Origin of the sequence: Escherichia sp. WS1368, from assembly GCF_046487485.1 — a bacterium.
GTDB classification, from domain to species: Bacteria; Pseudomonadota; Gammaproteobacteria; order Enterobacterales; family Enterobacteriaceae; genus Escherichia; species Escherichia coli.
This window is the reverse complement of record NZ_JBJQJI010000001.1, coordinates 262,016-283,473: the sequence shown is the minus strand read 5'-3', so window position 1 is coordinate 283,473 and position 21,458 is coordinate 262,016. Positions and strand designations below refer to the sequence as shown.

Here is a 21,458-nt window from a genome sequence, read left to right as displayed (position 1 = left end):
TCTCCCTCCGGTTACCCGAAGGGAGCGGACTTTCTTTCACCGATGGCGATTAACCACCATAAACATCAAAATCGAAGTACTTTTTCGCTAATTTCTCGTAAGTACCGTCAGCGCGCATTTCGGCAAAGGCTTTGTTCAGTGCCTCGCGCAGTTCGTTATCTTCTTTACGCAGGCCCATGCCGGTCCCTACGCCAAACAGTTTTTCATCTTTAACAGACGGGCCACCGAATTTGTAATCTTTACCGACGGGTTGTTTGAGGAAACCTTCGCTGGCAGCGACCTCATCCTGGAACGCGGCATCAATACGTCCGGCAGTCAGGTCAGAATAAATATTGTCCTGCCCTTGATAAGAAACGATTTCAATGCCTTTTGGTGCCCAGTGTTCGTTACCGAACGTCTCCTGGGTGGTGCCCTGCAATACGCCTACCCGTTTGCCTTTCAGCGACTCGACTGTCGGCTGAATGTCGGAATTTTTCGCCACCACCAGACGAGAATCGGCAGCGTACAGTTTGTCGGTGAAGGCTATTTCTTGCTGACGTTTTTCCGTAATGGAAAGCGATGACATGATGGCGTCAATCTTCTTCGCTTTTAAGGACGGGATTAACGCATCCAGTGGGTTTTCGACAAACGTACATTGCGTATTGATGCGTTTGCACAACTCCTTCGCCAGATCGATATCGAAGCCAACCAGTTCGCCTTGTGAATTTTTTGATTCAAATGGCGCATAGGTCGGGTCGGTACCGATGCGGATGTTTTGCGGAATCGCAGCAAACGCCACAGTTGCGCTGGAGAAGGCCAGAACCAGAGAGAGCGATAGCACCAGTTTTTTCATAATGTCCTCAACTGACAGTCTTTTTATAGGGAATATTTACAGGTTTGTTACACTTATCGTGCCATAAAATTGACCATCAAGGCAAAATATCCCGCCCCGTTAGACGTATTATTTTTCATTAAAAATGCTTAAGTATGCATTTCAATGCACCACGATAGTGCAACAAACCTGGCGTGCACCATGATGATCATTCCATCAGGTACAGCTTCCCTGCGACGTATCAGTCACCGTAGACATTAAAGTCAAAATACTTTTTCGCCATCTTGTCGTAGGTGCCGTCCTGACGCAGCTCACCAAGCGCCTTATTGAAGGCAGCCGTCAGTTCAGCATCATCTTTACGTAGCCCTACACCGGTGCCGTCACCGAAGTATTTTTTGTCTTTCACTGATGAGCCAGCAAAGGCGAAGTCTTTACCAGCAGGTTGCTTGAGGAATCCTTCGCTGGCAGCAACTTCATCTTGTAACGCAGCATCCAGACGTCCTGCAGCCAGATCGGAATAGACCAAATCCTGGTTGGCATAGGCCACCACATCCACACCTTTGCTACGCCAGGTCTCGTTAGCGTAAGCTTCCTGGGTTGATCCCTGCAGCACACCAACATGTTTACCTTTCAGTGAATCCAGCGTTGGCTGAATCGGCGAACCTTTGGCGGCAATCAAACGAGAATCTGCGGCGTACAGCTTGTCGGAGAAAGCAATCTCCTGCTGACGTTTATCGGTAATGGAAAGCGACGAAATAATGGCGTCGATTTTTTTCGCTTTCAGTGAGGGGATCAGCGCGTCAAAGTCACTGGCAACCCAGGTACATTTCACCTGCATCCGTTTGCACATCTCGTTACCGAGATCGATATCAAAGCCAACAAAATCACCTTTAGCATCTTTCGATGAGAACGGCGCATAGGTGGTATCAGTTCCGATACGTACCGTCTCCGGTAGCGCCGCATAGCTGGAAGCCGCTGCGGAGAGACCGACTAACAAAGACAGAGCGAGAATCGACTTCTTCATACATAACCCTCAAGTGAAAATGGCTTTTTTATGTTGTGTATTGTGTTGTGTGTTTGCAGGCTCTTTCATGCAGGTCTTATGCCATCTTGACGACAACAGTAACATTCAACGTTAAATATGTTAATAAGACGTTGCATTATTGTCCTGAAGTTGAAGATAGCAGGTATAGCGGTTGAATCGCAGCGTTTCGATTGAATGGCAGAAACAAAATGTCGAGGATTTGATCGCGGTTGCAAAATTGCCCTGAAACAGGGCAACAGCGGAGTTATGCGCCCTGCCAGCGGGCAAAGAGATCTTCAGGAAGCGTTATGGCGAATTGATCGAGTACACGGTTAACCGTCTGATTTATCACATCATCAAGGGATTGCGGGCGATGATAAAACGCCGGAACGGGAGGCATAATCACCGCACCGATTTCTGCTGCCTGAGTCATTAAACGCAGATGGCCTAAGTGCAATGGTGTTTCACGCACGCAGAGCACCAGCGGGCGACGCTCTTTCAGCACAACATCTGCCGCACGGGTCAGTAAGCCATCAGTATAGCTATGGACAATGCCGGACAGGGTTTTGATCGAACAGGGTAAAATCACCATCCCCAGCGTCTGGAAAGAACCAGAAGAGATGCTGGCAGCAATATCGCGCGCATCGTGCGTCACATCAGCTAACGCCTGCACTTCGCGCAGGGAAAAATCCGTTTCAAGAGATAAGGTCTGGCGCGCGGCCTGGCTCATTACCAGATGCGTTTCAACATCTGCGACATCGCGCAGAACCTGTAATAAGCGCACGCCATAAATCGCGCCGCTGGCACCGCTGATGCCCACAATAAGTCGTTTCATAAATAGTTGCCCTGTCAGACTTGCAGGCAGACTTTGCAGGATTTCGGCGGGAGTTGCAAGTCAGGGTGCCAGACCGGCACCCTGAGCGAAGGCATCATCCTTCGTTATGCATTTCGAGATTTTCCACTTCGTTCTGACGTTGCACGGCTTTGGCGTCATCATTACGTAAAGTATCAAGGAAATCGAGGTAGCCCTGATCAACATCTTTGGTGACGTAGACGCCGTTGAACACCGAGCATTCAAACTGCTGGATATCCGGGTTTTCAGCGCGAACGGCTTCGATCAGATCGTTCAGATCCTGGAAAATCAACCCGTCAGCACCGATGATCTGGCGAATTTCATCTACTTCGCGACCGTGAGCGATCAGTTCCGTGGCGCTCGGCATATCAATACCATAAACGTTCGGGAAGCGAATTTCCGGTGCCGCAGAAGCGAGATACACTTTCTTCGCTCCGGCTTCGCGTGCCATCTCGATAATCTGCTCAGAAGTGGTGCCACGGACGATGGAGTCGTCGACCAGCAGGACGTTTTTATCGCGGAACTCGGCGCGGTTGGCGTTCAGTTTACGGCGCACGGACTTACGACGCAGCTGCTGACCCGGCATGATGAAGGTACGGCCTACATAGCGGTTTTTAACGAAGCCCTGACGGTACGGTTTGCCCAGAATACGCGCGATTTCCAGCGCGATATCACAAGAGGTTTCCGGGATCGGGATCACCACGTCGATATCCAGATCTTCCCATTCGCGGGCAATTTTCTCGCCCAGTTTCGTGCCCATATTCACGCGGGCGCTGTAAACGGAAATTTTGTCGATGAACGAGTCCGGGCGAGCAAAGTATACATACTCAAACAGGCACGGATTGCTGACCGGATTGTCAGCACATTGACGGGTAAACAACTGCCCTTCTTCAGTGATGTAAATCGCTTCGCCAGGCGCGACGTCACGCAGGAAATCAAAGCCTAGTGTATCGAGCGCAACGCTTTCGGAAGCGACCATATATTCTGTGCGGTTCTCGTCAATATCACGTTTTCCCAGTACCAGCGGACGAATCCCGTTTGGATCGCGGAAAGCAACCATACCATGGCCGATAATCATCGCCACGCAGGCATACGCGCCGCGGATTAAGCGGTTTGTGGCAGCAATGGCAGCGAAAATATTGTCGGCTTCCAGCGGGTAGTGGCGGAAGTTGTCCAGCTCGCTGGCGAAGATATTAAGCAGAATTTCCGAGTCGGAAGTGGTGTTGATGTGGCGGCGTTTTTCTTCAAACAGTTTTTTACGTAACTCGTGAGCATTGGTCAGATTGCCGTTGTGGGCAAGCGTAATGCCATACGGAGAGTTAACGTAAAACGGCTGCGCTTCAGAGGCGCTGGAGCTGCCAGCCGTAGGGTAACGCACATGACCAATGCCCATATTGCCCTGCAAACGCTGCATATGGCGAGCTTCAAATACATCGCTCACCAGCCCGTTCGCTTTACGCAAACGGAAGCAGTTATTGGCATCTATGGTGATGATGCCGGCGGCATCCTGACCGCGATGCTGAAGCACCGTTAAGGCATCATAAATCGACTGGTTAACCGGCATAACACCGGCGATACCGACAATACCGCACATACGTCTTTTTCCTCGTTAAGCCACATCTCAGAGCACTTACGCTCTGGGCAAGAAACTTGACGAGCTTTGCAGATAATCAAAAAACCATCTGATGATAAAACTGAACTGCGGGATCAGCTGTGATTTGCTCCAGTCTTCGCTTTTCGACACCCCGGTAAAGGAGTCGAGAAAGAAGAGAATGGCGGCAACAATCAACACACCGCGCAACGCACCGAAACAGACGCCCAGCACCCGATCGGTGCCTGACAACCCCGTTTTCTCCACCAACTGGCCTATCACGAAGTTCACGATAGCACCAACAATCAGGGTAGCGATAAACAGTACCGCGATGGCAATCCCATTTCGAACCAGTTCGTCTTCAAAGCCCGTAAACCAGACTGACAGGTAAGTGTAGTAATGACTGGCAACAAAGAAAGCACAACCCCATGTCACCAGCGATAACGCTTCACGAACAAAGCCGCGGATCAGGCTAACCAGAGAGGAAAAAGCAATCACCGCGATTATGGCGTAATCAATCCAGACCATATGTGTCCCACGATTTTACGCCCTGTCATCCTGTTCGGGGCGCATTCTAACAGAAAAAGAAAACGTTTGCGTAGGGATTTCCTTCCCACGCATCAATAAAAATGGCGCTGAAAAAATATTCAACGCCATCGACTTTTTATGCCTTTGCGGCATCGGGCAAGACCGTATTAATTCGGCGTATAGCCCATTACCACGCCACTTAAGCCAGAAAGCTGCTTGAGCTCACCCAGCGATCCTTTCAGCTTCTCTTTGGAAGCATCAGGCCCAACCAGAATACGGGTAATTTTACCCTGCACTGGCGTGGATGGCGACGTATAAACCCGATAACCGGCACCGCGCAGCTTACCGACAATCTCATTCACTTTATCGGCATTTTTCAGCGCGCCCAGTTGCACAACATAAGCTTTACCCGTTGGCGCTGCTTTTTCTTCCACGACCGGCTTCGGTTCTGGCTTCGGCGCAGGTGGTGCTTCAACCTTCGGTTTAGGCGACTCCACCGGTTTCGGCTTCGGTGGGGCGACCGGTGCAGGTTCCGGTTCAAACTCGGTGTTATTGGCTGCAATAGTGGCCGGATCGAGCGACGGTGCTGCGGCATCACCTGCCCGCACCTCTTCCGCTGCGCCTTCCGGCGGCTGCGTCGGCAGCGCCTGGGTGGCGGCTGGCATCATATCAGGCTCATCGCGATCGCCCGCTTTTGGCACCAGCGGGATAGCCGCGAACTCATCCTGATAATGTTTTTTCTGCCCGTCCAGCAGCCCTGGAAGTACAATCACCCCCAGCGCCACCAGCACGATCGTGCCCACTAACCGATTCTGAAACTTACTTGCCACCGCTTCTCCTCGCGTCAATCACTTCCATGACATGTGCGACCGTGTGGAACGAACCACACACCAGCACGGTATCTTCCGCTTTAGCGTCCGCCATTGCGGCATCCCATGCCTGCGCCACGCTATCAAATGATTTGCCGTTACCCAAATGCTCAAGCAGTTGTTCTGCCGTGGCACCGCGCGGCCCTTCCAGTGGCGCACAATACCAGTCATCAACCACGCTTTTCAACCAGGCCAGAGTTCCGGCAATATCTTTATCATGTAGCATACCGATAACCGCCAGCACGCGCCCGTTTTTCGGTAGCGCTTTCATACGCCCGGTGAGATATTCCGCCGCATGTGGATTATGCGCGACATCAAAAATAACACGTGGCGACTCGCTCACAATCTGGAAACGTCCCGGCAAAATTGCGCTGGCAATCCCGTCGCGAATGGCATTTTCACTGACCTCCAGCCCGCTGGCACGCAGTGCCGCCAGCGCCGTTGCGGCATTCGGTTGCGGGACAAGCGGCAACGGCAGATTTTCCAGCGTGCCGTGAGCATCGCTAAACGTCCAGTCATGATCGGTGACGGAATAGTTCCACTCAACGCCCCGACGTTGTAACAGTGCACTTTTTTCCTGCGCCACATCAGCAATGGTAGAAGGCATTTCCGGCTCACCGACAATTGCCGGTTTTTCGCTGCGGAAGATGCCTGCTTTCTCGCGACCAATGCTTTCGCGATCTGGCCCCAGCCAGTCGGTATGATCCAGCGCAATGCTGGTTACAACCGCGACATCGGCATCGACAATATTGGTTGCGTCCAGACGACCACCCAGCCCTACTTCCAGAATCACCACGTCAAGTTGTGCCTGCTTGAACAGCCACAACGCCGACAGCGTACCGTACTCGAAATAGGTCAGGGAAATATCACCGCGTGCCGATTCAATCTCCGCAAAAGAGGCGGTGTGGGCCGATTCCGGCAATTCCTGACCCTGCACACGTACGCGCTCGGTATAACGCACCAGATGCGGTGAACTGTAGACGCCCACTTTGTACCCTGCCGCCATCAGAATCGACTCCAGCGTACGGCAGGTGGTGCCTTTGCCATTCGTACCCGCAACGGTAAACACAAATGGCGCTGGTTTCAGAACGCCAAGACGCGCCGCGACCTGGCTCACGCGCTCAAGGCCGAGATCGATAGTTTTACTGTGCAGGTTTTCCAGATAAGAAAGCCACGAAGCCAGAGGCGACGCGGCTTGAGGAGTGCGTTTGATAATCATGGTATCCGCTGATTCGTTACGGTGAGAATAGCAAAAGGGCAGAGCCAGTGGCCCTGCCCTTATCAGTTATCAGGCCTCAGGTTCCTGATCTGGTACCGGTGGCACCACTACGCCTTCACGCGGCGCTTCAGGATTCGGCGCTGGCAGATTCATCAACTTCGCCAGAATACTCGCCAGTTTCAGGCGCATTTCCGGACGACGGACGATCATGTCGATCGCGCCCTTCTCGATCAGGAATTCACTGCGCTGGAATCCTGGCGGCAGTTTTTCGCGAACGGTCTGTTCGATAACACGCGGACCGGCAAAGCCGATTAACGCTTTCGGTTCAGCGATGTTGAGATCGCCCAGCATGGCGAAACTTGCAGAAACACCACCCATGGTCGGGTCGGTCAGCACGGAGATGTACGGCAAGCCGCGCTCCTGCATTTTTGCCAGCGCCGCAGAGGTTTTCGCCATCTGCATCAGCGACATCAGTGCTTCCTGCATACGTGCGCCACCAGAGGCGGAGAAGCAGATCAGTGGGCAGTTATCTTCCAGCGCCTGCTCAACGGCACGCACGAAACGTGCACCTACCACAGACCCCATGGAACCGCCCATAAAGGCGAACTCGAATGCCGCAGCGACAACTGGCATTCCATACAGGGTGCCTTTCATCACCACCAGCGCATCTTTTTCGCCGGTTTCTTTCTGCGCAGATGCCAGACGGTCTTTATACTTCTTGGAGTCACGAAACTTCAGCACATCTTTCGGCTCAAGCTCGCTACCCAGCTCCACAAGGCTTCCTTCATCTAACAGGCTATGCAGGCGATTACGCGCTGTCATACGCATGTGATGGTCACACTTCGGACAGACCTCAAGATTACGTTCCAGCTCAGCGCGGTATAAAACCTGACCGCAGCTATCACACTTAGTCCACACCCCTTCAGGAATGCTCGCCTTGCGGGTGGGAGTAATGTTGCTTTTAATTCGTTCAATCCAGCTCATTAGGGACCTTTCTGTCTGAACCTGGTTCGATGCCAGTTTTATCTTTGGGGACGCATAATGCCATTTTTGCCCCCAACAGACCATGAATGTTGCACATTAAAACATAACAGCCCGAAACTTTGGATAAAAAAGTGGTCGAACCGCGGAGTTACTTTTTATTTTGCGGCGCGTGCCGCAGCGCGTTTGTGGCGAATAAATTCGAAAACACCTGGCAATATTGAAACAAAAATAATGCCAACAATCATCAGTTTAAGGTTGCTCTGAATGAAGGGGAGCGTTCCGAAGAAATAACCCGCGTAGGTAAAAATCAGTACCCATAGCAACGCGCCGATGACGTTAAAAGCGGCGAAATGACGATACGACATGTGGCCCATTCCCGCAACGAACGGCGCGAACGTTCTGACGATCGGCACAAAACGGGCGAGAATAATCGTTTTGCCGCCATGTTTCTCGTAAAACTGATGAGTCTTATCAAGATAACTGCGACGAAAGATTTTCGAATCCGGATTACTGAACAGTTTGTCACCAAATAACCGTCCAATGGTGTAGTTCACCGCGTCACCCACAATCGCGGCGATCAGCATCAGCACCACCATCATATGGACGTTGAGATCGTTGGTTTCCAGTGATGCCAACGCACCGGCAACAAACAGCAATGAATCACCCGGTAAAAACGGCGTTACCACCAGACCGGTTTCACAGAACAAAATTAAGAACAAAATGGCATAAACCCAGACGCCATACTCCGCGACCAGTTCTGCCAGATGCACGTCAATGTGCAGGATAAAATCGATGAGGAAATAAATCAGGTCCATATTAGCCTATGCCTTGTACTCGTCATCTTACAGGCTGTAACTACGTTGGCTACAGCCTGAAATGTTCCGAGCATTATTCTTGTTAGTCCGCCAGAAATAGCGGGCCCATTGGCGGTTTTGGAAGATCATACCGGTCAGGGTAATCCACCGCGACCAGATACAGCCCTTCCGCTTTTGCCGTTGCTGCCGCCAGCGTTCTGTCCTTTGCCGCCAGCAACTCTGCTATCCAGCTCTCCGGCTGGTTGTGGGCACCGACTTCCATCAGGCTGCCGACAATATTCCTGACCATATGATGTACAAAGGCATTCGCTTTGATATCTACCACCACATAAGGACCGTGACGCGTGACATTAATATGCATAACGTTGCGCCACGGGGTTCGGGACTGGCACTGCACCGCACGGAACGAGGTGAAATCATTCTCGCCCAGCAAGCATTGCGCGGCCCGATGCATCCGTTCAGCGTCCAGCGGTTCGTAAAAATGGGTTACCCCTTTACTCAGTACCGCCGGGCGCAGCCGATGATTGTAGATGATGTAGCGATAACGGCGAGCCGTGGCGCTAAATCGGGCATGAAAATCATCAGGTACAGCTTTAACCCAACGCACGGCGATGTCACCAGGTAAATTCGCATTTACGCCCAACGTCCACGCAGCGTCTTTGCGCTGCGCGGTCGTTTCGAAATGCACAACCTGCCCGGTGCCGTGTACACCTGCGTCAGTACGCCCGGCGCAGAAGACGGTGATGGGTTCGTTCGCCACCTGGGAGAGCGCCTTTTCCAGCTTCTCCTGCACACTGCGGACTTCGTTCTGCCGTTGCCAGCCGTAATACTTACTGCCGTCGTACTCAATGCCCAGCGCAATTTTATAAACTGGCGGTTGTTGCTGGTCGGACATTAGTACAGATACTCCTGCACCAGTTTCTCGGCGATTTTTACTGCCATCAGCGCGCCGCCAAAGCGAACGTTATCGGCCACCGACCAGAACTGAACTTGCTCCGGCATACCGTAGTCATTACGTACGCAGCCAACGGAAAGATGCGGCGTACCAGAAGCATCCCCCACCTGAGTCGGGAATTCGTTCTCTTCAGAGAGCACAATATCTTCGCCCTGAGCAAACGCATCACGCGCTTCTTCTGCTGCCAGCGGACGCAGTGCTTCAAAGTTGACCATCTGGGCATGACCGTAGAATACCGGTGCCTGGACGACGCTTGCCGAAATCATCAGCCCTTCGTCCTGCAGGATTTTGCGTACTTCGTCAACGATACGACGTTCTTCACGCACGCTACCTTCGCTATCCGGCAGTAACGGCAGCATGTTGAACGCCAGCTGACGCCCGAAGAAATCTTCTTCATCAATCGGAATGCCGTTGAGCAATTTAGCACTCTGCCCCGCTAACGCATCGACCGCTTTTTTACCCTGGGCGGAGGCTGAAATCAGGCTGGTAACGCTGATACGCGACAAACCGCCCTGATCGATTAACGGTTTCAGTGCCGCCAGCAGTTGGCTGGTCAGACTGTCCGGTACGGCGATGACATTCCGGTTGCGGTAATCGGTCAGTACAAACGGGTTTACTTCCGGCACCACCAGCGGTACGTCAGGTTCGAGAGCAAACAATCCGCTGCTATCGATCACCAGGCAACCTGAGTTGGTCGCTTCTTCAACCCAGGCAGCGGTAGCTTCTTTGCCTGCGACAAAAAACGCCAGCTGCGCCTGCGTCCAGTCGAATTCAGCGGCATCCTGCACGGTGATTGTCTTACCACCAAAGCGCAGTTGTTCGCCTGCGCTTTCGTTACGTGCCAGTGCATAAATTTCCCCAACCGGGAACTGACGTTCAGCCAGCGTTTCAAGCAGGGCTTCGCCCACAGCGCCAGTTGCGCCCAGGACGGCAATGTTCCAGCCTTCAGACATGGTGGTTTACTCCAGAAATAGCAAAGCTCCCTGCCAATATTACAGCAGAGAGCATGAAGAAGAGATTAACGTGCCGGATGATGAACGGCGTTAAAACCCAGTTTACACAGCAATGATGCCGCGCTGGCGTCATCACAAATCACATACAGAGATGACCATTCACGGCGCTCAAGATAGTTTTTGCGCAGTTTATCGAACTCACCCGGTATCCCGGCGACTTTACGCAGCGGTGCGTCATCGCGGCGCACATCATACACCAAATGCACCAGCCTTTTCAGCGTTGGCTGATCGAGCGGGCCATGCAGCGTAATGCGACCAAACTCTGGCGCGGGCAGTAATGTATCCAGCGCAACGTGCTGTTCATGCCCAATAAACTTGCTATAAGCTTCAAACACTTGCGTAGTACCGCGTGCTTTACCTTCCAGGGTATAGCCTGCGATATGCGGCGTGCCGATATCCACTTTTTTCAGCAATTCCACGTTAAGTTCCGGTTCGCCTTCCCAGACATCCAGCACTACGCTTAACTTCTGGCCTTCGTTCAGGCAGGTCAATAGGGCAGTATTATCGACGACTGCGCCACGGCAGGCGTTAATCAGAATCGCTCCTGGTTTCAGGCTACGGATCAGTTTTTCATCCGCCAGATGCAGCGTTTTGTACGGACCATCTTTAAAGAGTGGCGTATGGAAAGTCAGAATATCCGCATGCTGAACTAATTCATCCAGCGAGCGGAAATCCCCCTCATCCCCACGGTCGGCGCGAGGCGGATCGCAAAGCAAGGTTGTAATCCCTAACGCTTCCAGTCGCGCCTGTAAACGGCGACCAACGTTACCAACGCCCACGATCCCCACGGTACGCTCGTGCAGTGAAAATCCATCACGTTCGGCAAGCATCAGCAGTGAGGAGAAAACATATTCCACCACCGCAATCGCATTACAGCCAGGTGCCGCGGAAAAACCAATTCCCGCCTGCTTTAACCACGCTTCATCGACATGGTCGGTCCCCGCGGTGGCAGTGCCAACAAATTTAATGGGTCTTCCTGCCAGCAAAGATTCATTCACTTTCGTGACCGAACGCACCATCAGCGCATCCGCGTCTGCCAGTTGAGCGACGGGGATTGGACGCCCGGGAACCGCGGTCACCTCACCCAAACGGCTAAATAAGTCGCGGGCATAAGGCATATTTTCATCAACAAGGATTTTCACGTTTGTGTTACCTGTATGAGACGAGAGTTAACCGGACAAGTGTGCCATAATCTCGCGGCCAGGCATACTTGCGAAGATTTCAGGTATAAGGATACGTAATGATACAACCTATTTCCGGCCCTCCTCCTGGGCAACCACCAGGTCAGGGAGATAACCTGCCGTCTGGCGCGGGCAATCAGCCTTTATCCAGTCAGCAACGTACTTCGCTGGAAAGCTTAATGACGAAAGTGACCTCACTGACGCAACAGCAAAGAGCAGAACTGTGGGCGGGTATCAGGCACGATATTGGTCTGTCGGGAGATTCACCGCTGCTTTCGCGTCACTTCCCTGCCGCTGAGCACAATCTGGCGCAACGTCTGCTGGCCGCGCAAAAAAGCCATTCTGCCCGCCAGCTTTTAGCGCAATTAGGGGAGTATTTACGTCTGGGGAATAATCGTCAGGCGGTCACGGATTATATCCGTCATAACTTTGGTCAGACGCCGCTGAATCAGCTCTCACCGGAGCAATTAAAAAACATTCTCACCCTGTTGCAGGAAGGGAAGATGGTTATTCCGCAACCGCAGCAGCGCGAGGCGACCGACCGTCCTTTATTACCGGCGGAGCACAATGCGCTTAAACAGCTGGTGACCAAACTTGCGGCGGCAACGGGAGAACCCAGCAAGCAGATCTGGCAATCGATGCTGGAACTTTCCGGGGTGAAAGATGGTGAGTTAATTCCAGCGAAACTGTTTAACCATCTGGTGACCTGGCTGCAGGCGCGTCAGACGCTAAGCCAGCAAAATACGCCGACGCTGGAATCACTACAGATGGCGCTGAAACAACCTTTAGATGCCAGTGAACTGGCGGCGTTATCGGCATATATCCAGCAAAAATATGGTCTTTCTGCGCAATCATCGCTTTCTTCAGCCCAGGCCGAGGATATTCTTAATCAGCTTTATCAACGGCGGGTTAAAGGGATTGATCCGCGTGATATGCAACCGCTGCTTAATCCTTTTCCACCGATGATGGACACGTTGCAAAATATGGCAACGCGTCCCGCGCTGTGGATACTGTTAGTCGCGATTATCCTGATGCTGGTCTGGCTGGTTCGTTAACCCCGACGAAACGACAGTATCGTGACAATAATTCCCAGCACCGCAGAGATCGCCCCGGCAAGAAATACCGAAGAGTAACCAAACGTGGTCGCCAGCATTCCCGCCAGCGGCCCGGAGACGCCGAGGGCGATATCCTGAAACGCGGCGTAACCGCCCAATGCGGTGCCGCGAACTTGTGAGGGGACGCGTTTAACCACCTCCACGCCCAGCGCAGGAAAGATAAGCGAACATCCGGCTCCGGTTAACGCCGCGCCCGCTAATGCGACCCACGCACCAGGGGCTTGCCAGAGCAGCAACAAGCCCACCGTTTCTACAAGCAGAGAGACAATCGCCACTTTCACGCCGCCAAAACGGTCCGGCATCCAGCCAAACATGACACGCATCACGACAAATGCGCCGCCAAACGCGGTAAGAGTAAAGCCCGCCATCGCCCATCCTTTGCTGGCAAAGTAGAGCGAAACGAAAGTCCCGATAACCGCAAAACCAACGCCTTGTAGTGCCAGACCTAACCCAGGTTTCCAGATAAGCCCGACAACACTCCACAGCGATGGACGTTCTCCCGCCAGGGCCGGTACTTTGCGCACTGTGCCGTTACAGGCCCACGCCAGTAAGGGTAATGCCATTGTGGTGAGCGCCAGTGCGGCAAAACCGTAATGGCTATGAATCAATAGGCCAAGCGGCGCACCAACAGCGAGGGCACCGTAAATCGCCATTCCGTTCCATGACATCACTTTGCCGGAATGTTTTGGCCCAACGATGCCTAATCCCCAGGTCAGAGCGCCCGTCAGTAACTGGCTTTCACCAAAGCCAAGAATCAAACGCCCGACGACCAGCAGGGCAAATTTGAACGGTGCGGAGACGGGCAAAATCGCCGCCAACAGCAGCGCGCCGCCCGCCAGACCACAAGCTAACATTCCCTGAAGCGCCGAACGTTTTGCGCCATATTGATCGGCCAGTCGCCCGGCATAGCCACGCGTCAGCACCGTAGCCAGAAACTGAATGCCGACGGCAATCCCGACCATGGTGTTGCCATAGCCCAGTTCATGATGAACAAACAGCGGGATAACCGGCAACGGCAGCCCTACGGTCATGTAGGTGAGAAAAACCGCAAAAGCGATGCGGAAGAGCGAAAAATTGGCAGAAGATCGTGTTTCTGTTTGGCTTACAGCAGTCATGCATTACTCCAGAATGCAGCGCAAGGCGAGGAGTCTCCCCGTCTCATCTCTCTGGTTTTCAGGGTTACGGTGCGTTGGCAGGATTTAACGCGTACGTCTTTTCAGAAGGAAATCGACAAAGCGGGAAGTTTGCCTGGAACAGGCGGCGATTGTCAATAATGTGAAAAAGGGAACCATCGGGTTCCCTTTGGCGTTAGTGCCGGAGGCCGCATTGGCGCGTAATGTCGGAGGCGACGCTGGCGCGTCTTATCCGACCTACTGCGAATTAATCTTTCAGCTTGCGCATTACCAGCGTGGCGTTGGTGCCGCCGAAGCCGAAGCTGTTAGACATAACGGTGGTCAGTTCGCGATCGGTCGTTTCGGTCACGATGTTCAGACCCGCAGCCTGCTCGTCCAGCTCTTCAATGTTGATGCTCGGGGCGATAAAGCCGTGTTCCAGCATCAGCAGAGAGTAGATAGCTTCCTGTACGCCAGCAGCGCCCAGAGAGTGACCGGTCATTGCTTTGGTTGCAGAAATCGCCGGGCTCTTATCGCCGAACACTTCACGGATAGCCGCCAGCTCTTTCACGTCGCCAACCGGAGTCGAAGTACCGTGGGAGTTCAGGTAGTCGATTGGGGTATCAACACCGTGCATCGCCATCTTCATGCAACGCACTGCGCCTTCGCCAGACGGAGCAACCATGTCTGCGCCATCAGACGTTGCGCCGTAGCCAACGATTTCAGCGTAGATATGAGCACCACGTGCCAACGCGTGTTCCAGTTCTTCGACCACCACCATACCGCCGCCGCCAGCGATAACGAAACCGTCACGGTGAGCGTCATAAGTACGGGAGGCTTTTTCCGGGGTGTCGTTGTATTTGGTAGACAGCGCACCCATTGCGTCGAATTCGCAGGCCATTTCCCAGCACAGCTCTTCGCCGCCGCCAGCAAACACGATGTCCTGTTTGCCCAGTTGGATCTGCTCTACTGCGTTACCGATACAGTGTGCGGAGGTCGCACACGCGGAGCTGATGGAGTAGTTTACACCGTGAATTTTAAACGGCGTGGCGAGGCAGGCAGAAACGCCGGATGCCATCGCTTTGGTGACCACATACGGGCCTACCGCTTTCAGGCCGCGCGGGCCGCGCATTGCGTCAGCGCCGAACACCTGGAAACGCGGGGAGCCGCCGCCGGAACCTGCAATCAGGCCAACGCGCGGGTTATTCTGGTAAGCTTCCGGGGAGAGGCCAGCATCTGCAATTGCCTGCTCCATAGAAAGGAATGCATAAATGGATGCGTCGCTCATAAAGCGCACAACTTTGCGGTCAATGAGGCCAGTGGTATCCAGTTTTACGTTGCCCCAGACGTGGCTACGCATGCCGGAATCCTTCAGCTCCTGAGAGAAAGTGATCCCTGAACGTCCTTCACGCAGAGATGCCAGGACTTCCTGCTGGTTATTACCGATGCTGGAAACAATGCCCAGGCCAGTAATCACTGCACGTTTCATTCAATACCTCTGTAAGTCGCACATAGAGTAAGTTTCGAATGCACAATAGCGTACACTTGTACGCCGAACAAGTCCGATCAGCCAATTAATAGAGAAATTTGCGCAGCCTGACACACATCGCTAAGATCGAGGCACCGCCTGTAAGACGAGTAACTTACGTGAAACACAACGCCATACAACCTGCCAACCTCGAATTTAATGCTGAGGGTACACCTGTTTCCCGAGATTTTGACGATGTATATTTTTCCAACGATAACGGACTGGAAGAGACACGCTATGTTTTTCTCGGAGGTAACCAATTAGAGGCACGCTTTCCTGAGCATCCACATCCTCTGTTTGTGGTAGCAGAGAGCGGCTTCGGCACCGGATTAAACTTCCTGACGCTATGGCAGGCATTTGTTCAGTTTCGCGAAGCACATCCGCAAGCGCAATTACAACGCTTACATTTCATCAGTTTTGAGAAATTTCCCCTCACCCGTACTGATTTAGCCTTAGCGCATCAACACTGGCCGGAACTGGCTCCGTGGGCGGAACAACTTCAGGCGCAGTGGCCAATGCCCTTGCCCGGTTGCCATCGTTTATTACTCGATGAAGGCCGCGTGACGCTGGATTTATGGTTTGGCGATATTAATGAACTGACCAGCAAACTGGACGATTCGCTAAATCAAAAAGTAGATGCCTGGTTTCTGGACGGCTTTGCGCCAGCGAAAAACCCGGATATGTGGACGCAAAATCTGTTTAACGCCATGGCAAGGTTGGCGCGTCCGGGCGGCACGCTGGCGACATTTACGTCTGCCGGTTTTGTCCGCCGTGGTTTACAGGAAGCCGGCTTCACGATGCAAAAACGTAAGGGCTTTGGGCGCAAACGGGAAATGCTTTGTGGGGTGATGGAACAAACATTACCCCTCCCCTGCTCCACGCCGTGGTTTAACCGCACGGGCAGCAACAAACGGGAAGTGGCGATTATCGGCGGCGGTATTGCCAGCGCGTTGTTGTCGCTGGCGCTATTGCGTCGCGGCTGGCAGGTAACGCTTTATTGCGCGGATGAAGCCCCCGCGCTGGGTGCTTCCGGCAATCGTCAGGGGGCGCTGTATCCGTTATTAAGCAAACACGATGAGGCGCTAAACCGCTTTTTCTCTAATGCGTTTACTTTTGCTCGTCGGCTTTACGATTTATTGCCCGTCAAATTTGAGCATGACTGGTGCGGCGTCACGCAGTTAGGCTGGGATGAGAAAAGCCAGCATAAAATCGCACAGATGCTGTCGATGGATTTACCCACAGAACTGGCTGTTGCGGTCGGGGCGAATGAGGTTGAAGGCGTTACAGGTGTAGTAACAAATTGTGGCGGTATTACATATCCGCAAGGTGGATGGCTGTGTCCAGCAGAACTGACCTGTAATGTCCTGGAACTGGCGCAACAGCAAGGTTTACAGATTCATTATCAATATCAGTTGCAGGATTTATCCCGTAAGGATGACTGTTGGTTGCTGAATTTTGCAGGAGATCAGCAAGCAACACACAATGTAGTGGTACTGGCGAACGGGCATCAAATCAGCGGTTTCAGCCAAACGTCGTCTCTTCCAGTGTATTCAGTTGCTGGTCAGGTCAGCCATATTCCGACAACGCCGGAACTGGCAAAGCTGAAACAGGTGCTGTGCTATGACGGTTATCTCACGCCACAAAATCCGGCGAATCAGCACCATTGTATTGGTGCCAGTTATCATCGCGGCAGCGAAGATACGGCGTACAGTGAGGACGATCAGCAACAGAATCGCCAGCGGTTGATTGATTGTTTCCCGCAGGCACAGTGGGCAAAAGAGGTTGATGTCAGTGATAAAGAGGCGCGCTGCGGTGTGCGTTGTGCCACCCGCGATCATCTGCCAATGGTAGGTAATGTTCCCGATTATGAGGCAACACTCGTGGAATATGCGTCGCTGGCGGAGCAGAAAGATAAGGCGGTAAGCGCGCCGGTTTATGACGATCTCTTTATGCTTGCTGCTTTGGGTTCGCGTGGTTTGTGTTCTGCCCCACTGTGCGCAGAGATTCTGGCGGCACAGATGAGTGAAGAACCGATTCCGATGGATGCCAGTACGCTGGCGGCGTTAAATCCGAATAGGTTATGGGTGCGGAAATTGTTGAAGGGTAAAGCAGTTAAGGCTGGGTAACCAGCTTTGGCATTGTTTGTCGGATGCGGCGTGAACGCCTTATCCGACCTACGTGTGACGTGTAGGCCTGATAAGACGCGATAAGCGTCGCATCAGGCATGGTGCTCCAGACGCCGCAACTTACTGCTGTGACGCCTGCTGAAACAGGTTTTCCCACATATCGGTCACCAGCGCCTGGTCACGCGGCGACAACTCACCGGCACCAATGGCTTTTTCCAGACTCTGGCTAACGGTCGTATGTACCGCCTGGGCGGAGTGGTCATCACCACTTTCCAGTTCTGCGATGGCTAATGTCAGGTGGCCACGCAAATACCCACTGGCAAACAACTCATCATCACTGGCATGGTCAACCATACCGTCGATTAATGCCAGAATGCGTGATTCAAACTCCGCGATCATCTTCTTTCCTCATTGTAAAACGTGGCGCTGGCTTTAGTTGAGCGCTTCCGGCCACGGGAACTGTTCCGCCGTAAGTTCCGGCGTGTGATAATAATTTTGTAATGCTTTAATGAAGCGTGCCGGGCGTTCAGGAATGCCGTTTTCCAGATAATCCATCACCTGTGCATGTACCCGCCGTTGAAACACCACACGATCCGGTTCGAAGTCGCCTTCCAGATTGTCGCAACTGACGTTAAACGGATATCCCGCCGCCACGCAGAACAACCAGTCGAGCGCCTGCGGCTTCACTTCAACATCTTCAAACTGGCTTTGCGTTTGGGCATCGCGACCGTCCGGGCAATACCAGTAGCCGAAATCAACCAGCTCACGGCGCGCTTTTCCGGCAATACACCAGTGCGAAATCTCATGAATTGCGCTGGCATAAAAGCCATGAGCAAAGACGATTCGGTTATACGGTACTTCCGCATCAGCAGGAAGATAGATCGGTTCGTCGTCGCCTTTAATCAGACGGGTATTAAAATCATCGGCAAAGCAGCTATTAAAAATTTCAATCAACTGCTCATAGTGGTGTGTACTGTTCATTAGTTCATCCCCAACCAGTGGAGGATCTCCTGTCCGTGGCTATCGTAAAGTAATTTGGCACTCATCACCGCTGAGACAATAACAATCATCGGGCGGATCAGCTTTTGTCCTTTGCTCAACACCAGTCGTGAACCCATGCGCGCGCCGAGGAACTGCCCCACCAGCATCACGAATCCTGTCGCCCAAATCACTTTGCCACCGAGAATAAACAGCAGTAAACCGCCGATATTTGACGTTGCGTTGAGTAATTTGGCGTGAGCCGTGGCTTTGGCGAGGTTGAATCCGCACAGCGTAACAAAGGCCAGCGCGTAAAACGATCCCGCTGCCGGACCAAAGAAGCCGTCATAAAAACCGACGCAGCCACCGGCAATTAACGCGAAGGGTAAACCGTACATCCGGCGCTGGCGATCTTCTTCACCCAGCTTTGGCATCAGCAAGAAATAGAGGCCGATACAAATCACCAGAATGGGCAAAATCTGCCGTAAGACATCAGCCTGAACATACTGCACCAGCAATGCGCCGCTCATTGAGCCGACAAAGGTCATGGCGATATTGAGTTTCTGATCGCTTAAACTAACCACTTTGCGGCGAATAAAGTAGATAGTGGCGGAAATAGAGCCACCGCAGGCTTGCAGTTTATTGGTTGCCAGCGCGTTAGCGGGAGACATCCCCGCCGCCATCAATGCCGGAATGGTGAGTAACCCACCGCCACCGGCAATCGAGTCGATAAATCCCGCCAGCATGGCGACAAAAAAGAGAACTCCCAGCAACAGCGGGGAAACCATAAACAGGCTATTAAACGTTTCCATTAGATCACGTGCTCATCCAGTAGCGCCTGGCAGGAAGGCGGCAACGGAGGCGGTGTCTTCTTCTCAGGCTTTGTTGTTCCCGGTTTTGGAGGTTCAAACCAGCTTTGCAGTTCTGCCCCGCAACCATCGCCTGGTGGCGGTAAAGGTTGATCTTCACACTTCAGACTATCGGCAGGACAACGTAATCGTACATGCATATGCGCGCGATGCTGGAACCAGGGTCGCACTTTGCGCAACCAGTCGCGATCGGTGCCCGCATCAAGGCAAAGTTGTTGTTTAATCGCCGGATTAACAAAAATGCGCGTGACGTCTTTGTCCTGGGCGGCGAGTTTGATCAAGCTGAAAATTTCTGGCTTCCACAGCGTCGGAACAACGTGTTTACCGTCGCGGGAAACTAAATCTAACGCTTGCGGGCGCAAGAGCTGCGCGGAGGTCCAGCGTGTTTTTGGCAGTTGCAGGAAGATGTCCACATCCAGTCCGGTCTGGTGGCTGGCGTGACCGCCGTTGAAACGACCACCAGCAGGCATCCCCATATCGCCAATCAGCACCGTGCCCAAGCCCAGATTGCTCACCTGGCTACTCAGACGCTGGATAAACATCACCAGATCCGGATGTCCGAAATAGCGACGCTGATCGGTACGCATGACCTGATAATGTTCGGACTGTATCGGCAGCGTGTCAGCGCCGACGATACAACCATTAGAAAAACTGCCTATCGATTGTGCGCTACCCGGCACAGGTTGGGTTATTTTTTGCCACGGCGTCGCTGCCAGGCTGGCGCTACTGGCAAGCAGGGCCAGCAGCGCAATCGCGGTTTTGTTCATTTTTTACCAGCGTGGAATATCAGTCTTCACATCGGCATTTTGCGCCCGCTGCCGTAACAGGTGATCCATTAAAACGATCGCCAGCATCGCTTCTGCGATCGGCACCGCTCGGATCCCGACACAAGGATCGTGACGGCCTTTGGTGATCATCTCAACTTCTTCGCCAAAGCGGTTGATTGTGCGCCCTGGCACGGTAATGCTGGAGGTTGGCTTCAGCGCCATATGGGCAATGATTTGCTGCCCGCTGCTGATACCGCCAAGAATGCCGCCCGCATGGTTGCTCTGGAAACCGTCTTTGGTGATTTCGTCGCGGTTCTGGCTGCCACGCAGCGCTACCACTTCAAAACCATCACCAATTTCTACGCCTTTCACCGCGTTGATGCTCATCAGCGCATGGGCGATGTCGGCATCCAGGCGGTCAAAGACCGGCTCGCCAAGTCCGGCGGGGACGCCACTGGCAACAACGGTGACTTTCGCACCGATGGAGTCGCCCTCTTTTTTCAGCGCGCGCATCAGTTCATCTAACGCGTCGATTTTGTCCGGGTCCGGGCAGAAAAACGGATTTTGCTCGACCTGCGACCAGTCTTTGATTTCCAGCGGAATGTCACCCATCTGGGTCAGGCAGCCGCGAATCTCAATGCCAAATTTCTCGGCGAGATATTTTTTGGCAATCGCCCCTGCCGCCACGCGCATGGCGGTTTCGCGGGCGGAAGAGCGCCCGCCGCCGCGATAATCGCGCAGACCGTATTTTTGTTCGTAGGTGTAATCGGCATGGCCTGGACGGAAAACGTCTTTAATGGCGCTGTAATCCTGAGAACGCTGGTCGGTATTTTCGATCAACAAGCCAATGCTGGTGCCAGTAGTAACACCTTCAAAAACACCGGAGAGTATTTTGACCTGATCCGGCTCGCGGCGCTGGGTGGTATAGCGCGATGTCCCAGGGCGACGACGATCAAGGTCATGTTGCAGGTCCGCTTCCGTCAGCGGAATGCCTGGCGGAACACCATCGACGATGCAGCCGAGCGCCAGCCCGTGCGATTCGCCGAAGGTGGTTACGCGAAAGAGTTGTCCAATTGTGTTTCCAGCCATCACGGCTCCGTTATTGTTGTGTTTGCGTGTT

21 protein-coding genes are annotated in these 21,458 nt (G+C 53.1%); 2 read left to right on the top strand and 19 right to left on the bottom strand.

What is annotated here, in order from left to right; all coding sequences use genetic code 11:
• Positions 1–49: 49 nt before the first annotated feature.
• From hisJ to pdxB, 12 genes are all read right to left on the bottom strand, one after another.
• Positions 50–832 carry a histidine ABC transporter substrate-binding protein HisJ gene (gene hisJ / locus ACJHYD_RS01325; RefSeq protein ID WP_000737631.1) on the bottom strand — a complete coding sequence of 261 codons (783 nt, stop codon included), beginning with the start codon at positions 830–832 and terminating at the stop codon, positions 50–52.
• 220 nt (positions 833–1,052) lie between these two features.
• A complete protein-coding gene (gene argT, locus ACJHYD_RS01320) occupies positions 1,053–1,835 on the bottom strand; it encodes a lysine/arginine/ornithine ABC transporter substrate-binding protein ArgT (RefSeq protein WP_000748261.1) in 783 nt (260 codons plus the stop codon).
• Between the two features lie 265 nt (positions 1,836–2,100).
• Entirely contained in the window at positions 2,101–2,670 is a 570-nt protein-coding gene (ubiX, locus tag ACJHYD_RS01315) for a flavin prenyltransferase UbiX (RefSeq protein WP_000825691.1), read from the bottom strand.
• 94 nt (positions 2,671–2,764) lie between these two features.
• Positions 2,765–4,282 (bottom strand): amidophosphoribosyltransferase, encoded by a 1,518-nt coding sequence (gene purF / locus ACJHYD_RS01310; protein ID WP_000334221.1) that lies wholly within the window; start codon positions 4,280–4,282, stop codon positions 2,765–2,767.
• A gap of 36 nt (positions 4,283–4,318) precedes the next feature.
• Entirely contained in the window at positions 4,319–4,807 is a 489-nt protein-coding gene (gene cvpA, locus ACJHYD_RS01305; protein WP_000262113.1) for a colicin V production protein, read from the bottom strand.
• Positions 4,808–4,974: 167 nt separating this feature from the next.
• Entirely contained in the window at positions 4,975–5,637 is a 663-nt protein-coding gene (dedD, locus tag ACJHYD_RS01300) for a cell division protein DedD (RefSeq protein ID WP_001551400.1), read from the bottom strand.
• Entirely contained in the window at positions 5,627–6,895 is a 1,269-nt protein-coding gene (folC, locus tag ACJHYD_RS01295) for a bifunctional tetrahydrofolate synthase/dihydrofolate synthase (RefSeq protein WP_001525140.1), read from the bottom strand. Before folC ends, dedD begins: the two co-directional genes overlap by 11 nt.
• Positions 6,896–6,964: 69 nt before the next feature.
• Positions 6,965–7,879 (bottom strand): acetyl-CoA carboxylase, carboxyltransferase subunit beta, encoded by a 915-nt coding sequence (gene accD, locus ACJHYD_RS01290; protein ID WP_000118404.1) that lies wholly within the window; start codon positions 7,877–7,879, stop codon positions 6,965–6,967.
• A 155-nt stretch (positions 7,880–8,034) separates the two neighbouring features.
• On the bottom strand, positions 8,035–8,694 hold the full coding sequence (locus ACJHYD_RS01285; RefSeq protein ID WP_000364327.1) for a DedA family protein: 660 nt from the start codon (positions 8,692–8,694) through the stop codon (positions 8,035–8,037).
• 82 nt (positions 8,695–8,776) lie between these two features.
• Entirely contained in the window at positions 8,777–9,589 is an 813-nt protein-coding gene (truA, locus tag ACJHYD_RS01280; protein ID WP_001283590.1) for a tRNA pseudouridine(38-40) synthase TruA, read from the bottom strand.
• Entirely contained in the window at positions 9,589–10,602 is a 1,014-nt protein-coding gene (locus ACJHYD_RS01275; RefSeq protein ID WP_001289165.1) for an aspartate-semialdehyde dehydrogenase, read from the bottom strand. Before ACJHYD_RS01275 ends, truA begins: the two co-directional genes overlap by 1 nt.
• Positions 10,603–10,667: 65 nt before the next feature.
• The gene (gene pdxB / locus ACJHYD_RS01270) at positions 10,668–11,804 is read right to left on the bottom strand and encodes a 4-phosphoerythronate dehydrogenase PdxB (protein ID WP_001551402.1); all 1,137 of its coding nucleotides are present in this window, start codon (positions 11,802–11,804) and stop codon (positions 10,668–10,670) included.
• A gap of 98 nt (positions 11,805–11,902) precedes the next feature.
• On the opposite strand from pdxB, the gene flk reads away from it, so the two are divergent.
• A complete protein-coding gene (flk, locus tag ACJHYD_RS01265) occupies positions 11,903–12,898 on the top strand; it encodes a flagella biosynthesis regulator Flk (RefSeq protein ID WP_001551404.1) in 996 nt (331 codons plus the stop codon).
• Here flk and ACJHYD_RS01260 read toward each other — a convergent pair.
• Together ACJHYD_RS01260 and fabB are read right to left on the bottom strand one after the other, a co-directional pair.
• Complete coding sequence (locus ACJHYD_RS01260; protein ID WP_000127789.1) at positions 12,895–14,073, bottom strand: arabinose transporter; 1,179 nt, start codon at positions 14,071–14,073, stop codon at positions 12,895–12,897. The two genes, flk and ACJHYD_RS01260, sit on opposite strands and share 4 nt — an antisense overlap.
• 265 nt (positions 14,074–14,338) lie before the next feature.
• Positions 14,339–15,559: a beta-ketoacyl-ACP synthase I gene (gene fabB / locus ACJHYD_RS01255; RefSeq protein WP_000817178.1), complete on the bottom strand. Its 1,221-nt coding sequence runs from the start codon at positions 15,557–15,559 to the stop codon at positions 14,339–14,341.
• Between the two features lie 158 nt (positions 15,560–15,717).
• On the opposite strand from fabB, the gene mnmC reads away from it, so the two are divergent.
• Positions 15,718–17,724: a bifunctional tRNA (5-methylaminomethyl-2-thiouridine)(34)-methyltransferase MnmD/FAD-dependent 5-carboxymethylaminomethyl-2-thiouridine(34) oxidoreductase MnmC gene (gene mnmC / locus ACJHYD_RS01250; protein WP_001551405.1), complete on the top strand. Its 2,007-nt coding sequence runs from the start codon at positions 15,718–15,720 to the stop codon at positions 17,722–17,724.
• A 120-nt stretch (positions 17,725–17,844) separates the two neighbouring features.
• On the opposite strand, the gene ACJHYD_RS01245 is transcribed toward mnmC, so the two are convergent.
• The 5 genes from ACJHYD_RS01245 to aroC are packed head-to-tail and all read right to left on the bottom strand — an operon-like array spanning position 17,845 to position 21,427.
• Positions 17,845–18,123 (bottom strand): YfcL family protein, encoded by a 279-nt coding sequence (locus ACJHYD_RS01245; protein WP_000559764.1) that lies wholly within the window; start codon positions 18,121–18,123, stop codon positions 17,845–17,847.
• Positions 18,124–18,156: 33 nt separating this feature from the next.
• A complete protein-coding gene (epmC, locus tag ACJHYD_RS01240; RefSeq protein ID WP_001089220.1) occupies positions 18,157–18,705 on the bottom strand; it encodes an elongation factor P hydroxylase in 549 nt (182 codons plus the stop codon).
• Positions 18,705–19,514: a sulfite exporter TauE/SafE family protein gene (locus tag ACJHYD_RS01235; protein ID WP_000447361.1), complete on the bottom strand. Its 810-nt coding sequence runs from the start codon at positions 19,512–19,514 to the stop codon at positions 18,705–18,707. The genes epmC and ACJHYD_RS01235 overlap by 1 nt, the downstream gene beginning before the upstream one ends.
• Positions 19,514–20,338 carry a penicillin-insensitive murein endopeptidase gene (gene mepA, locus ACJHYD_RS01230; protein ID WP_001551406.1) on the bottom strand — a complete coding sequence of 275 codons (825 nt, stop codon included), beginning with the start codon at positions 20,336–20,338 and terminating at the stop codon, positions 19,514–19,516. The genes ACJHYD_RS01235 and mepA overlap by 1 nt, the downstream gene beginning before the upstream one ends.
• A 3-nt stretch (positions 20,339–20,341) precedes the next feature.
• Positions 20,342–21,427, bottom strand: coding sequence for a chorismate synthase (gene aroC / locus ACJHYD_RS01225; protein ID WP_001551407.1), 1,086 nt, complete (start codon positions 21,425–21,427; stop codon positions 20,342–20,344).
• Positions 21,428–21,458 lie beyond the last annotated feature (31 nt).